At 63.5% G+C, this 13,502-nt stretch carries 12 protein-coding genes and 1 pseudogene; 6 read left to right on the forward strand and 7 right to left on the reverse strand.

What is annotated here, in order from left to right; genetic code table 11:
- Positions 1–2: 2 nt before the first annotated feature.
- Positions 3–1,781 carry an ABC transporter family substrate-binding protein gene (locus EWV37_RS04195; protein WP_129699997.1) on the reverse strand — a complete coding sequence of 593 codons (1,779 nt, stop codon included), beginning with the start codon at positions 1,779–1,781 and terminating at the stop codon, positions 3–5.
- 315 nt (positions 1,782–2,096) lie between these two features.
- Here EWV37_RS04195 and EWV37_RS04200 point away from each other — a divergent pair, with 315 nt between their 5' ends.
- The 3 genes from EWV37_RS04200 to EWV37_RS04210 all read left to right on the forward strand — a co-directional run bounded on the left by EWV37_RS04200 (position 2,097) and on the right by EWV37_RS04210 (position 6,542).
- Entirely contained in the window at positions 2,097–2,579 is a 483-nt protein-coding gene (locus tag EWV37_RS04200; protein ID WP_129699999.1) for a LapA family protein, read from the forward strand.
- Between the two features lie 48 nt (positions 2,580–2,627).
- Positions 2,628–4,214, forward strand: coding sequence for a cation:proton antiporter family protein (locus EWV37_RS04205; protein ID WP_129700001.1), 1,587 nt, complete (start codon positions 2,628–2,630; stop codon positions 4,212–4,214).
- Positions 4,215–4,328: 114 nt separating this feature from the next.
- Positions 4,329–6,542, forward strand: a complete 2,214-nt coding sequence (locus EWV37_RS04210; RefSeq protein WP_129700003.1) for an NADP-dependent isocitrate dehydrogenase — start codon at positions 4,329–4,331, stop codon at positions 6,540–6,542.
- A gap of 151 nt (positions 6,543–6,693) precedes the next feature.
- On the opposite strand, the gene tpx is transcribed toward EWV37_RS04210, so the two are convergent.
- Positions 6,694–7,191: a thiol peroxidase gene (gene tpx / locus EWV37_RS04215; RefSeq protein ID WP_095797481.1), complete on the reverse strand. Its 498-nt coding sequence runs from the start codon at positions 7,189–7,191 to the stop codon at positions 6,694–6,696.
- A 138-nt stretch (positions 7,192–7,329) separates the two neighbouring features.
- On the opposite strand from tpx, the gene EWV37_RS04220 reads away from it, so the two are divergent.
- Positions 7,330–8,316: a malate dehydrogenase gene (locus EWV37_RS04220; RefSeq protein ID WP_129700005.1), complete on the forward strand. Its 987-nt coding sequence runs from the start codon at positions 7,330–7,332 to the stop codon at positions 8,314–8,316.
- A 129-nt stretch (positions 8,317–8,445) separates the two neighbouring features.
- On the opposite strand, the gene EWV37_RS04225 is transcribed toward EWV37_RS04220, so the two are convergent.
- Entirely contained in the window at positions 8,446–8,955 is a 510-nt protein-coding gene (locus EWV37_RS04225) for an O-acetyl-ADP-ribose deacetylase (RefSeq protein ID WP_129700007.1), read from the reverse strand.
- Positions 8,956–9,037: 82 nt separating this feature from the next.
- On the opposite strand from EWV37_RS04225, the gene EWV37_RS04230 reads away from it, so the two are divergent.
- Positions 9,038–9,760 (forward strand): PIG-L deacetylase family protein, encoded by a 723-nt coding sequence (locus EWV37_RS04230; protein WP_129700009.1) that lies wholly within the window; start codon positions 9,038–9,040, stop codon positions 9,758–9,760.
- A gap of 30 nt (positions 9,761–9,790) precedes the next feature.
- Here EWV37_RS04230 and EWV37_RS04235 read toward each other — a convergent pair whose 3' ends face one another.
- Positions 9,791–10,186, reverse strand: coding sequence for a YchJ family protein (locus EWV37_RS04235; RefSeq protein ID WP_095797485.1), 396 nt, complete (start codon positions 10,184–10,186; stop codon positions 9,791–9,793).
- A gap of 61 nt (positions 10,187–10,247) precedes the next feature.
- Positions 10,248–11,153 carry a uracil-DNA glycosylase gene (locus tag EWV37_RS04240; RefSeq protein ID WP_095797486.1) on the reverse strand — a complete coding sequence of 302 codons (906 nt, stop codon included), beginning with the start codon at positions 11,151–11,153 and terminating at the stop codon, positions 10,248–10,250.
- 99 nt (positions 11,154–11,252) lie between these two features.
- On the opposite strand from EWV37_RS04240, the gene EWV37_RS04245 reads away from it, so the two are divergent.
- Entirely contained in the window at positions 11,253–12,074 is an 822-nt protein-coding gene (locus tag EWV37_RS04245; protein ID WP_095797487.1) for an aldo/keto reductase, read from the forward strand.
- 125 nt (positions 12,075–12,199) lie between these two features.
- Here EWV37_RS04245 and EWV37_RS04250 read toward each other — a convergent pair whose 3' ends face one another.
- Both EWV37_RS04250 and EWV37_RS04255 read right to left on the reverse strand, forming a co-directional pair.
- Positions 12,200–12,886, reverse strand: coding sequence for an MOSC domain-containing protein (locus tag EWV37_RS04250; protein WP_129700011.1), 687 nt, complete (start codon positions 12,884–12,886; stop codon positions 12,200–12,202).
- Positions 12,883–13,434, reverse strand: a pseudogene (locus tag EWV37_RS04255) (DUF488 domain-containing protein). The gene EWV37_RS04250 and the pseudogene EWV37_RS04255 overlap by 4 nt, the downstream one beginning before the upstream one ends.
- Positions 13,435–13,502: the final 68 nt, after the last annotated feature.

The raw sequence follows: 13,502 nt of genomic DNA on the forward strand, positions 1-13,502 counted from the left end.
CCTTACTTACGCGACCACTCCCACACGTTCCAGAACACGCCGTCCTGGTTGGGCTGGTATTCGGTCACACCGTCGATCTGGTCGGACACTCCGAAGAAGCCCGGGGACTGGAACAGCGGCAGACCGTAGCCGTCCTCGAAGGTGTGCTTGTCGATCTGGACAATCTGCTCATCTCGAGCGTCCTTGTCCAGGTTGGAACGAGCCTCGTCGGTGAGCTTGTCCACCTCGGGGTTGGAGTACTTGGTGTAGTTACCGCCACCGCCGGTCTTGAAGATCTGGGACAACATTTCGGTGCCCACACCCGGGGAGACCCAGCCGAACAGCGATGCATCGTAGTCACCGTCCGCGAGCTTCTCCGACCAGTTGGGGTCACCCAAGTCCTCAACCTTGAAGCCGGCCTGCTCTGCGGATTCCTTGATCAGCTGGAAAGTATCCACGCGCAGCGGGTTCTCGTTGTTGTAGAGAATTCGCACGGTCGGGGTCTTGCCATCGAGCAGTTCCTTGGCGCCGTCGATATCGACGTCACCGTAGAGGTCTTCTGCCTGGTTCTCCTCGGTGGTCTTCCCGTACTCTTTCTGGCTGGTGACCCACATCTGGGAGTTCAGCACGGAGGCCTCGTCGTTGACCGGCTTGATGAGCTGATCGACGATCTGCTGACGCGGAACGGTCTTCAGGAATGCCTCTCGGACTGCTTGATCCTCAAAGGTGTCCGCGCCGAAGTTCAGGTCCAGGTGGTCGTAGGCAAGCTGGCCGCCCTGGATGACTTCCACGTTGTCCAACTCGTTCACCTGATCGATGGTGTCCTTGTTGACGTTGCCCGGGGCCATGATGTCGACTTCGCCGTTGCGCAGCGCCTGGATCTGAGCGGTTGCGTCACCAATGGTGCGCACCGTGATTTCATCGAGCTTGCCAGCGTTGTCACCGGTGTAGCTATCGTTCTTGACCAGGGTCACGGAGTTGTTCTCGACGATGTCGTTGATCTTGTACGGGCCGTTGGAGACCAACAGGCTCTCGTCCTCCGGCTTGTCCGAGAACTGGAAGGCCTCGGCCCAGGTCTTGCCGATCTCTTCGAGTTCGGGACGTTCCTGCGGATCCTCAGGATTACCTTCGGGCGAGTCCTCCAGGGTCTTGAGGAGTTCGTCCTCGGTCATGCCCGCCTGCTCAGCAACCACGTGGGCCGGCTGCAGGTAATCGTTGTCAAAGGCGATTTCCCAGTCGGACTGAGGTTCCTCGTAGGTAATGGTGAAGGACTTGCCGTCCTCGGAGAACTCGGGCTTGTCGGTTTTGCCCATGATGTCCGTGGAACCTGCGATATTGAAGTACTTGGTACCCGTTTCGGCCTCGGCGTCCTCATCGTTGTGGTAGCCGGACAGGATCGACCACCAGAGGATGATGTCGGCCTTGTCGATGGCGTTGCCGTCGGACCACTCCGGATCGTTCAGTGTGTACTCGACGGTCAAGGGATCGTCGGAAGTCTTCTCGTAGCTGCCAAAGCCCTCATTGGGCACAATTTCCTGCGCGGGGTTCACATAGATGAAGCCTTCGCGCGTAGCGTTCGCAATCTTGCCGTTGATGTCCAGGTTGGTCGCCGCCGTGGCGTTGTTGACTGCAGTGAATGCGTTGGTCTCGGCAACGGTGACCACGCCGCCTTCTTGACCTTCTCCTTCACCCCCGCCGTTTTCTTCTCCGCCGCCGCCAACGTTGGCGCAGCCTGACAGTGCCAGTGCGGCAATGGCAGCGACTGAGACAGCTGCCTTGCCTTTAAAGGTGTAATTTCCCATGACGGTATCTCTCCTGGTGTGGTGTCACGATCGGTGGGGCACCACGGTGTGCTTCCACCCGCGAATTGGATGAGTTGAGCGTGAAGTGTGTTTCACCTCACAAGTGAGATCTAGGTTACCGGTCGTTCACCATGAACACGCCTACTAGTTGTCCGTGTCCGACAAATCCGCCTCATTCGTTACTCATTAGTCACAATCTCGAAACACGAGGGGCTTGATTGAGACGAAATCCGTTCTGACCACGGCTCCTGTCTCTCTTGACTCATCCTGTGACTACGCTGGTCACAACAAGTACTGCTACCGGGAGGAATCGACATGACTCAGCACCCGCAGGACCCCGTACAGCCTCGGCGTGATCCGTCGGAGACCGGTGAACCCTTCGACTCGAGCCCACAAAACGCAGGAGACCGCAGCGCGGAACGCGACCGCGCGGCGTCGTCGTCGGTGGAAACGACCCGCGGCGACCAACACGACAATCGCACCGCGCGCGCGACCGATCCCACTCTGGACGGGCCCAAGAAGCGCGGCGTGTCCGGCATCGTGTGGGCCGCGCTGATCCTGGGCGTGATCATCCTGATCCTGCTTTTGATCTTCATCATCCAGAACAACGTGTCCACACGATTCGAATACATGGCGTGGCAGTTCAGCTTGCCGCTCGGTGTGGCCATGCTGCTCTCCGCCGTGGCGGGTGCGCTGGTCATGGCGCTCGTGGGATCGGTGCGCATGTTCACGCTGGGCCACCGCGTGCGCAAACTCGAGAAGGAACGCGCGCGAATCCAGGACACCCTCAGCCGGTAACCGGACATGACGCCCCCGGCCCGCCCCTTGACCAAGGTCGACTGAGCCATGACCACCGTGGCCGTCTATCTGGTGGTGGTCATGGGGCTGGGGGCGTTCGCACATCTGATTCGGCTGCCACCCCTGCTCGGGTTCTTGGCCGCAGGGTTTCTGCTCAACGGGCTGGGCGTCGAGCGCCTGGACGAACTGGAGCTGCTGTCCGAACTCGGTGTCACGCTGCTCTTGTTCGGGATCGGGCTGAAACTCGACGTCCGGACTCTTTTGGGTAAAGAGGTGTGGGCCGCCGGTGGCATTCACATGGTCATCAGTGCCCTGGCCAGCGCGGGGGTCCTGTGGCTCATGATGCTCGCGGGCCTGGAACTGGCTGGCGAAACTCTCGGCACCGTGCTGCTGGTGGCCTTTGCACTGTCGTTCTCCTCGACCGTTCTGGTGGTCAAGATCCTGGACGAGCGCGGCGAGTCGAACTCGCTGTATGGGCGAGTCGCCGTGGGCATCCTGGTGCTTCAAGACATCGCGGCGGTGCTGTATCTGACCATTTCCAGCGGCCACCTCCCCTCTCCTTGGGCACTGCTGGTGCTTGCACTGTTATGGCCCGTGACCCGGCTCGCACGAAAGCTGTGGTCCCGGTTGGGTCACGGCGAGTTGCTGGCCTTGTTCGGCGTGGTCATGGCGCTCGTTCCGGGATGGTGGGCCTTCACCGTCACGGGACTCAAGGGTGATCTCGGTGCTCTCCTGGTGGGCGTGCTCTTGGCCTCCCATCCCCTGGCCCGGGACCTGGCCAAGTCGATTCTCACGGTCAAAGACCTGTTGCTCGTGGGGTTCTTCGTGAGCATCGGCTTCTACGGGTTGCCCAGCCTGGAAATGGTCATCATGGCCGTCATCCTGTGCCTGTTGATCCCCTTGCAGTCCGCCATCATGGCCGCCGTGCTCACGTTGTGCGGGCTACGACGGCGCACGGCAGTCCGCGGGGCGCTCGCCCTGGCCAATTATTCCGAGTTCGCTCTCATCGTGGGCGCCACGGCGGTGGCCTCCGGGCAGCTCGACGACGACTGGCTGGTCATGCTCGCGTGTGCGGTGGCCCTGAGCTTCGTGGTGTCCACGGTGCTCAACCGTCGCGGCAGCCTGATCACCACCGCCCTGCTTCGCTCTGTCCCGGAAGCACCCGAGGATCAGCTGCACCCCGAGGACCGTCCCCTGGATCTGACTCGCGCGGACGTCCTGGTCCTGGGCATGGGGCGGGTGGGTACCGCCACCTATGACGAGTTCACGGTAACGACCTCGCACAAGGTCGTCGGGCTCGAGATCGACCCCGTGAGGGCGCACCACCTGTGGGAGCGTGGCTACGATGTCGAAAATGCGGACGCCACGGACGCGGACGTGTGGGACCGGATCTCCGCAACGGGCCACGTGAAAGTCGCGGTGCTCGCCATGCCGTTCCACGATGCCAACCTGTCCGCGCTGCACGAACTCCACAAATCCGATTTCTCCGGCCGCGTAGCCGCGGTGGCACAGTACGAGGATCAGGTCGCCGAGTTGGAGAAGCTGGGCGTGAACACGGTGATCAACCTGTACTCCGGTGCCGGACTGGCTCTGGCCGTGGAGGCACAGGAGGATCTGGAGCACCCGGAAGCCTGATATTCGGCTCCAATCCGGTGCTGGTCCACGAATGAAACTCAACGGGTGTGGCCCCCACCACGGGGTAGGCTGGTGGGCAGTCCAGTGACCGTCAAACCAAGGAGTCATTGCCCCATGCCCAAGATCATCTACACCAAGACGGATGAGGCGCCCCTGCTCGCCACCTATTCCTTCAAGCCCGTGGTCGAGGCCTTCGCGTCCACCGCTGGTGTTGAGGTGGAGACCCGGGACATTTCCCTGGCCGGCCGCATTGCCGCTCAGTTCCCGGATCGCCTGACCGAAGAGCAGCGCGTGGCCGATGCCCTCACCGAACTGGGCGAGCTGGCCAAGACCCCGGAAGCCAACATCGTGAAGCTTCCCAACATTTCCGCGTCCATCCCGCAGCTCAAGGCAGCCATCGCCGAGCTCCAGGCCGCCGGCTACGACATTCCGGATTACCCGGAAGAGGCCGTGACGGATGAGGACAAGGACACCCGCGCCCGCTACGACAAGGTCAAGGGCTCCGCAGTGAACCCCGTGCTGCGCGAGGGCAACTCGGACCGCCGTGCTCCCAAGGCCGTGAAGAACTACGCCAAGAAGCACCCCCATTCCATGGGCGAATGGTCCGCTGATTCCAAGACCAACGTGGCGACTATGGGTCAGAACGACTTCCGCGCCAACGAGCAGTCCGTGGTCATGCCCGCCGATGACACCCTCAAGATTCAGCTGGTCACCGATCAGGGCACCGAGGTGCTCAAGGAATCCGTGCCCGTGCTCAAGGGTGAAGTGGTCGACTCCACCTTCATGAGCGCCGCTGCTCTGGACGAGTTCCTCAAGGCCCAGGTGGCCCGCGCCAAGGAAGAGGACGTGCTGTTCTCGACCCACCTCAAGGCCACCATGATGAAGGTCTCTGACCCCATCATCTTCGGCCACGTGGTCAAGGCGTTCTTCCCCGAGGTCTTCGCCCAGTACGGCGATCAGCTGGCTCAGGCCGGGCTGTCCCCCAACGACGGCCTGGGCGGCATCCTGTCCGGTCTGGCCAACGTGGCTGACGGCGACAAGATCAAGGCCGCCATCGAAGAGGGCATCAACAACGGCCCCGAGCTGGCGTACGTGAACTCGGACAAGGGCATCACCAACCTGCACGTGCCTTCTGACGTGATCGTGGACGCTTCCATGCCCGCCATGATCCGCACCTCCGGCAAGATGTGGGGCCGTGAAGGCCAGCAGGAGGACACCCTGGCAGTGCTGCCGGACTCCTCCTACGCCGGTGTGTACCAGGCCGTGATCGAGGACTGCCGCGCCAACGGCGCCTACGACCCCACCACCATGGGCACCGTTCCCAACGTGGGCCTCATGGCGCAGAAGGCCGAGGAGTACGGCTCGCACGACAAGACCTTCGAGATCGAGAAGGCCGGCACCGTGCAGGTCGTCAACCAGGCCGGCAAGGTCCTGATGTCCCACGAGGTTCAGCCCGGTGACATCTGGCGCGCGTGCCAGGCCAAGGATGCTCCCATCAAGGACTGGGTCCAGTTGGCCGTTCGCCGTTCGCGCGAGTCCGGCATGCCGGCCGTGTTCTGGTTGGACGAGTCCCGCGCCCACGACCGCAACCTCATCGAAAAGGTCAACCAGTACCTGGCCGACGAGGACACCGACGGTCTGGACATCCGCATCCTCTCCCCCGTGGACGCCACCACGTTCACGATCGAGCGCATCCGACGCGGCGAGGACACCATCTCCGTGACCGGCAACGTGCTGCGTGACTACCTCACCGATCTGTTCCCGATCCTGGAACTGGGCACCTCCGCCAAGATGCTGTCCATCGTTCCGTTGATGAACGGCGGTGGCCTGTTCGAGACCGGTGCCGGTGGTTCCGCTCCCAAGCACGTGCAGCAGCTCGTGGAGGAAAACCACTTGCGCTGGGATTCTCTGGGTGAGTTCCTGGCCCTGGCCGCATCCTTCGAGCACTTGGCCACTCGTTACGACAACCCCAAGGCTCAGGTCCTGGCGGACACGCTGGACCGCGCCACGGGCACGTTCCTCAACGAGAACAAGTCCCCGTCCCGTAAGGCCGGCGAGCTCGACAACCGCGGCTCGCACTTCTACCTCGCGCTCTTCTGGGCCGAGGAACTGGCCAAGCAGACCGAGGACGCCGAGTTGGCCAAGGCTTTCGAGAAGGTCGCCTCGGAGCTGCGCTCCAACGAGGACACCATCGTGAAGGAGCTGCTCGAGGTTCAGGGTTCCCCGGCCGACATCGGCGGCTACTACTGGCCCAGCGACGAGAAGGCCTCCAACGTGATGCGCCCCTCGGCCACGCTCAACAAGATCGTGGATTCGCTCAGCGCCTGATCGCGTAGCGCATTTCCAGATCGACGACGCCGCCGCGTCGCCTCTTCGGGGGCGGTGCGGCGGCGTCATTCTCGCCGTGGTTCACCACGTCGAGGAACCGGGCACGAAAAAAGGGCGGGACCGAAAGGCCCCGCCCCTTAGAGGTGGCTGCTTAGGACAAGACGTCCTCAGCGGCGTCGTAATCGGGCTCATCGGTGATTTCGTCAACGAGCTGGGTGTAGACCACCTCACCGTTTTCGTTGAGAACCACGACGGCGCGAGCCAGCAGGCCTTCGAGCGGGCCGTCGGTCTGAACCAGGCCGTAGTCCTCGCCGAAGCTGGAACGGAATGCGGAACCGGTGGTGACGTTCTCAATGCCCTCGGCGCTGCAGAAGCGATCGTGAGCGAATGGAAGGTCCTTGGACACGCACACCACTGCGGTGTTGTCGAGTGCTGCCGCGCGCTTGTTGAACTCACGCACGGACTGGGCGCACACGCCGGTGTCCAACGACGGGAAGATGTTGAGGACCACGCGCTTGCCAGAGAAATCCTGGGAAGTCACGGGGCTGAGATCGGAACCCACCAGGTCAAAGGTGGGTGCGGTGGTGCCCACGTCGGGCAGTTCGCCGGAGGTGTGGACGGTGTTTCCCTGAAATGCGGTAGTTGCCATGTCTTCATTGTGCTGTGCGCCACGCGTCATGTCAGCATCTGTCGCCATCTTTAGCCGTGCGCTGAACTTCCCGCTGCTAGTGTCATAGGTCACTGAACACCCGCGAAACCGGCGTCACCCCGCGCCTCAGGAGGATCCATGAGTCCAGCACCCGTCAACGTTGCCGTCACCGGAGCCGCAGGTCAGATCTGCTACAGCTTGTTGTTCCGAATCTCTCAAGGTGACCTGTTCGGACCGGATCAGCCCGTTCGATTGCAGTTGCTGGAGATTCCCCAGGCACTGGGTGCCCTGGACGGCGTGGTCATGGAGCTCATGGACTGCGCGTTCCCCTTGCTGGCCGATGTGCAGACCGGTGACGATCCCGAGAAGGTCTTCGACGGCGCCAACCTCGCGTTGCTCGTGGGTGCCCGTCCGCGCACCAAGGGAATGGAGCGCGGCGACCTGCTGGAGGCCAACGGTGCCATCTTCACCGCTCAGGGGGCTGCGTTGAACAAAGTGGCCGCAGACGACATCCGGGTGGTGATCACGGGAAACCCCGCCAACACCAACGCCTTGATTGCTCAGCAGAACGCCCCGGACATCCCCGCCGACCGCTTCAGTGCGCTCACCCGGCTGGACCACAACCGAGCTAAGTCCCTGTTGTCCAAGCAGACCGGGGCGCCCGTGACCGACATCAAGCGCATGACCATTTGGGGCAACCACTCCGCCACGCAGTACCCGGACCTGAGCCACACCACGGTGGCCGGCAAGCCCGCACTGGATCTGGTGGATCACTCGTGGGTCGAGGAAGAGTACATTCCACGGGTTGCCAAGCGCGGTGCGGAAATCCTGGCGGCGCGCGGCACCTCATCCGCAGCCTCTGCCGCCGGGGCCACGGTGGACCACGCCCGCGATCTGTTCCGCGGCACCCCCGAGGGTGATTGGACGTCGATGGCGGTCGTGTCGGATGGTTCCTATGGCGTTCCGGAGGGGCTCGTCAGCTCATTCCCGGTGACCACGTCCAACGGTGACTGGTCGATCGTGGAAGACCTGGATGTTTCGGCGTTCTCTCGCTCGCGCATCGACGCGTCCGTGGCCGAGCTCGAGTCGGAACGTACTGCGGTCAAGGAACTGGGACTGATCTAAGCTTCCGGCCCTACGTGAGCGGCCTGATGTGAGGAAACCGCAGGCACGCAGTCTGAGGGGAGGATTGTGCAGAAATCGTGGCGATTTTCTGCACAATCCTCCCCTCACGCTTGGCCCCGGTCCGTCTGCTCAGCGGCCGAGCGCTTCGTGGAACATTTCTTCGGCGTCGTTGGAGAAGGGCACGAAGATGACGGTTTCCACCGACGTGTCCGCTTCTTGCACCGTTCGCACGGCGATCTCCGTGGCGTTGTCCATCGGCCACCCGTAGATCCCGGCCGAGATGGCGGGGAACGCCACGGACTTCGCACCAATCTCGTCCGCCACGCGCAATGACTCCCGGTAGCACGAGGCCAGGGTGTCGCTCCGGTCGGTTTTCTTGGCGAAGACGGGTCCTACGGTGTGGATGACCCACTTCGCAGGAAGGTTATAGCCCTCCGTGGCCACGGCCTGGCCCGACGGGAGGCCGTCCTTGAGAGTGGTTTCGCGCAACCGTTTGCACTCTTCCAACAGCTGCTTGCCGGCCGCTCGGTGGATGGCACCGTCCACTCCTCCGCCACCGAGTAGCGATGAGTTGGCGGCGTTGACGATGGCGTCTGCTTGAACCTTGGTGATGTCACCTTTGACAATCTGAACGTCCATGACTTCACCCTACGCCGCAGAATAGTAAACGTCAGGGGCTGAATCCCTGGCCGCGGAGCGTCCACGTGCCTAGGCTGAGAGCATGGCTGATCTTCCGATTTTCGACGATTCCCAGGTCCAGAACGTGCTGTGCGTGGTCGCGCACCCGGATGACATGGAGTACGGCGGTTCCGCCGCAGCGGCCCGCTGGGTGGAGCGCGGAGCGAGCGTCTCCTATCTGTTGCTGACCGCGGGTGAGGCGGGTATCCGAGACCAGGATCCGAGCGATGTCGGCCCTTTGAGAGCTCAGGAACAGCGGGACGCCTGTGCAGCCGTGGGTGTCGAAAACCTCACGATCCTGGATCTACCGGACGGCATGCTCGAATCCGGATTGGACATCCGCAAACGCATTGCCCGGGAGATCCGGAAGATCAAGCCGGATACCGTGGTCACCATCAATTGGGACGTGATGGCCGCGTGGGGCCTCAATCAGGCGGACCACAGGGTGGCCGGGCTAGCTACGCTGGACGCCATCCGTGACGCGGACGATCCGTGGGTCTTCCGTGAGCTCATGGACGAAGAAAACCTGGAACCCTGGGGCGTCACCCGTCTGATCGTCAGCGGCGTGGAGCCCGATTACGCGATCGAGCTTTCCGAGGCCAATATCAACGCCGCGGTGGAATCACTGCGCTGCCACAAGCATTACCCCTCGGCGCTGGGCAGCCACCCGGATCCCCAGGAGATGATCACGGGCATGACCTCGGAAGCCGGTCAGTCCGCCGGTGTGGATCACGCCCTGGGCATCAAGCTGTACAAAATGCGCTGATCCCCGGTCCGGCAGTCGGGACCCTCGAGGTCACGGCTCTTCGTCGGTCATGGCCGCCACGTACATCCACCGGCCGGCACGCTTGCGGAACAGGGACACCTCGTGCTGGCTGTCCCCTCGTCCCGCCGCGATATAGCGCGCCGTGAATTCGACGACGCCGCTCTCATCCTTCGCTTGCCCCGCCTCCGTCTCGTGGATGGTCAGGCCCAACCACTCCGTGCTCGGATCCGCGGAGACCTCCGACGGGCGGGTCGACGGGTGCCAGGTCCGGAACAGGTGGTCCTGGTTGCCCAGCGCGAAGGCCGTGTACCGCGAGCGCATCAAAGCCTCGGCCGTCTCGGGCCAGCGCTGATTGCTCAGTGCCGGTTCGCAGCACTGTTCATAGGACGCACCGGCGGGAATTCCGCCGCAGGGGCACACACTCATTCCTCGGAGTTTACCGTCAGCACCGGGCACCCCGGTCGACCCTGGCCGACCACCACCAGCGTTACGGATGGTCCGGCTCATCGGACTCCGCAGCGTTGTCGGACAACCCTGATCCGTACGTCTCCCCCGCCGCGAGTGCGAGGGCTTGATCGAGCATGGGCTCGGTCAGCCGCCCGGTGAACGTGTTCTGCTGGCTCACGTGATAGCAACCGACGAGCCGAACGGGCTGACCGTCCGGTCGCAGCAGCTCAGCGACGGCCCCGTGGCCGAACTTGGGTCGCGGTTTGGGCACCTCCCAGCCCATCCGCACGGCAGCGGCCAACGTGGTCTGCCATGCAATGCCACCCAGCGCCATGATCCCCTCAACATCGGGCAAGAGGGTAAATTCGCGGTCGAACCATCCGCTGCACGCCGCTTTCTCCGCGGGTAGCGGTTTATTGGCCGGTGGAGCGCAGCGGACGGGTGCGATCATGCGAACGCCACGCAGACGTTGTCCATCTCCCGCGGTGGTCACCGTTTCGTGAGCCGCAAAACCGGCCCGATACAGCGCCGCATAGAGCCAATCGCCCGCACGGTCGCCCGTGAACATGCGCCCGGTCCGGTTTCCACCGTTGGCCGCGGGCGCCAGGCCCACGATGACCAGCCTTGCGTTCGGGTCCCCATAGGACGGCACCGGTCGGCCCCAGTACGGCTCACCCGCGAACGAAGCACGCTTGTGCTCGGCCACGCTCTCCCGCCACTCGACCAACCGCTCGCACGCCCGGCACACGCTGCACAGAGCGTTGAGTTCGCCGACGCCGCTCGTGCCGTCCGCGAGCGCCCGCACCGCAGCGGCGTCGTGCCCGACGGGTGTGTCCGGCGAGGCGGGGTCCTCGGGCCAGCCCGCGCCCGGAGGAACGGGCGACGGGAACGACTGGCCCGTGAGGGGGTGCGGCAGGAGCGGTGTGTCCGATTCGGGGGTTGCCATGACTGAGTCCTCTTCGCGTGTTGAACCGAACAGTGATTGCGGAGGTTCACCCGAGACCCTAGCGTGGTGTCCACCCCGTCCCCTGGCTCAGGAGAAATCGTGAATCGCATCGTAGAACTGTCCGACGGCACTCAACTGACCGCGATCGGACAGGGAGCGTGGAACATTGGCGACTCTACCGCTACCCGCGAGGCCGAAATCAGCACGCTACGCCGGGGTGTGGAGCTGGGCCTCACGCTGATCGACACGGCGGAGATGTACGGCAGCGGGCGCTCCGAAAAACTCGTGGGTGAGGCAATCGCGCCGATCCGCGATGACGTGTACCTGGTGGACAAGGTGCTGCCGTCCAATGCATCGGCCAAGGGAACCGAGGAGGCCTGCGAGCGCAGCCTACGACACCTGGGACTCGACCACATCGACCTGTATTTGCTGCACTGGCCGGGCTCATATCCGGTGGAGGAAACGCTCATGGCCTTCGAACGGCTCGTGGACCGCGGGTTGATCGGCGACTGGGGCGTGTCCAACGTTGATCTGGCGGAGTTGGAGAGCTACCCGGAGAACCCGCTGGTCAACCAGGTGCTCTACAATCCCTCGAGCCGGGGTCCGGAACTCGACCTGTTCCCCGCCATGAAGCAGCGGGAGATCGTAGCCATGGCGTACTCCCCGGTGGGACAGGGTGAGCTGCTCGGCGATTCTTCGCTTCAAGACATTGCCGAGAAGCACGATTCGACCGTCGCGCAGCTGCTTCTGGCGTGGGCCATCCGGGACGGCAACACAATCGCGATTCCCAAGGCGTCCACGGTGGAGCATGTGGAGGACAATGCCCGTGCGCTCGAGCTGCAACTGAGCACGGAGGACCTCCGCGCCATCGATGTGGCTTTCCCCGCTCCGGATCAGCCGGGACCGCTGGAGCTGATCTGATCCGATCTGAACAAGACCGGACCGCTGGAGCTGATCTGATCCGAACAGGACCGGGCTGCTGAGTGGATGGCCAAGTAGTACCGGTCTGAGGTCCGGTCAGCACCAAGCGCGAGGCTCGCGGTTACTCAGACGCTTTCGCCCAAACGACGTCGCAGCTGCTTGCGCCAGCGATCCGGAAATTCGGGGGCCTCGAGCAGCTCGCGCATGGCCGCCAGGTCTCCGCGCTCCACGTTCATGATGCGGCTTACGAACGCCGAGGACACCGCGTCCGGCAGCCGGGACACGAACTCAAAGCGGTCCCCGACCTGGACATCGCCTACTTCGAGCACGCGCAGGTAGTAACCGCAGCGGTTGGTGCTCATCATGAGCTTGGGTAGGTCCGGGTTGGACCATTTCTTGGAGATCGTGCCGCAGGGTTGGCGCGGTTGGGTGACTTGAACGACCGCACTGCCCACCCGGTACACGTCGCCCAGGAACACCTTGTCCTCGGTGGCGCCGCGGATGGTGAGGTTCTCGAAGAACGCGCCATCGGGCAGCTCGAGCCCTTCAGCCCGCCACGCGTCGTAATGCTCGGCCGGGTAGCAACACACGGCCTTCTCGGTTCCACCGTGATGTTTTAGGTTCCCCTGCTCATCCCCCACGAAACCCGTGGCGGTCAAGTGAACCGGGCCAGCGTGCGGCGTCTTGACTGCGGCCGTCCTGAGCGCGCGCGATGACCCCCAGTTGTGAGACTTCACCTCGCCAGTGCGAAGCAGGGTAATCGAGGCGTCCGTCACCTTCGGCTCGTCCACGGTCGCTTGGTCCTGACTCATGCTTTGGCTCCATCCCACACCGGGTTTCCGTGCTCGTCCAGGCGCAATCCCTCGCTGGGTTCGTGCACCGTGAATTTTCCGTTGTGCATCAGATGTACCACGCGCACGCTGTGCTTCGCGGTGGCCACATCCGAGATGATGCGCCTGTGACAACGCCACCACACGGACTCCGAACACATCACGGCCGTACGTTTATCGTCCAGCCCTCCCAGAAGGTCGGCCATCCCGGCTCGGAATTCCTCGCTGCGGGTTCACGCGGCATAGGCGCGGAAGGCCTTGACGCGCCACCATTGGTCCGGTGATTGCTGGTCCTCGGCTTTGGAGAGCGAGCGGCGACCGCCCAGGCGTTCATCCCACACATATTCGATACCCAGCTCGTGGGCGAGCTCTTCAATCTGCCCGCGCGCGGCGGCGTCGTTGCGGCGACTGCCCGGGAACCGGCGCACGTCCACGATTCGTTCGATGTGCGCGCCCTGCAGCAAGCGGGCCAACTCGTCGCGGTCCGCGGTGCCGTGGCCGAAGGTCATGAGGGTCGTGGGCTGAGCCATGCCCTCCAGGGTACGAGGCTCCGTGCGGGGAGTCTCCGAAGGCTGGAGGCGCCCGGGGGCAAAGCTCC

This window comes from Kocuria carniphila (genome assembly GCF_004136555.1).
In the GTDB taxonomy this organism is placed as follows: domain Bacteria; phylum Actinomycetota; class Actinomycetes; order Actinomycetales; family Micrococcaceae; genus Kocuria; species Kocuria carniphila.

Coding starts and splice junctions, on each gene's coding strand:
- EWV37_RS04195 (WP_129699997.1), bottom strand. CDS start 1,781: ATGGGAAATTACACCTTTAAAGGCAAGGCAGCTGTCTCAGTCGCTGCC.
- EWV37_RS04250 (WP_129700011.1), bottom strand. CDS start 12,886: ATGAGTCAGGACCAAGCGACCGTGGACGAGCCGAAGGTGACGGACGCC.
- EWV37_RS04205 (WP_129700001.1), top strand. CDS start 2,628: ATGACCACCGTGGCCGTCTATCTGGTGGTGGTCATGGGGCTGGGGGCG.
- tpx (WP_095797481.1), bottom strand. CDS start 7,191: ATGGCAACTACCGCATTTCAGGGAAACACCGTCCACACCTCCGGCGAA.
- EWV37_RS04210 (WP_129700003.1), top strand. CDS start 4,329: ATGCCCAAGATCATCTACACCAAGACGGATGAGGCGCCCCTGCTCGCC.
- EWV37_RS04235 (WP_095797485.1), bottom strand. CDS start 10,186: ATGAGTGTGTGCCCCTGCGGCGGAATTCCCGCCGGTGCGTCCTATGAA.
- EWV37_RS04220 (WP_129700005.1), top strand. CDS start 7,330: ATGAGTCCAGCACCCGTCAACGTTGCCGTCACCGGAGCCGCAGGTCAG.
- EWV37_RS04230 (WP_129700009.1), top strand. CDS start 9,038: ATGGCTGATCTTCCGATTTTCGACGATTCCCAGGTCCAGAACGTGCTG.
- EWV37_RS04200 (WP_129699999.1), top strand. CDS start 2,097: ATGACTCAGCACCCGCAGGACCCCGTACAGCCTCGGCGTGATCCGTCG.
- EWV37_RS04225 (WP_129700007.1), bottom strand. CDS start 8,955: ATGGACGTTCAGATTGTCAAAGGTGACATCACCAAGGTTCAAGCAGAC.
- EWV37_RS04240 (WP_095797486.1), bottom strand. CDS start 11,153: ATGGCAACCCCCGAATCGGACACACCGCTCCTGCCGCACCCCCTCACG.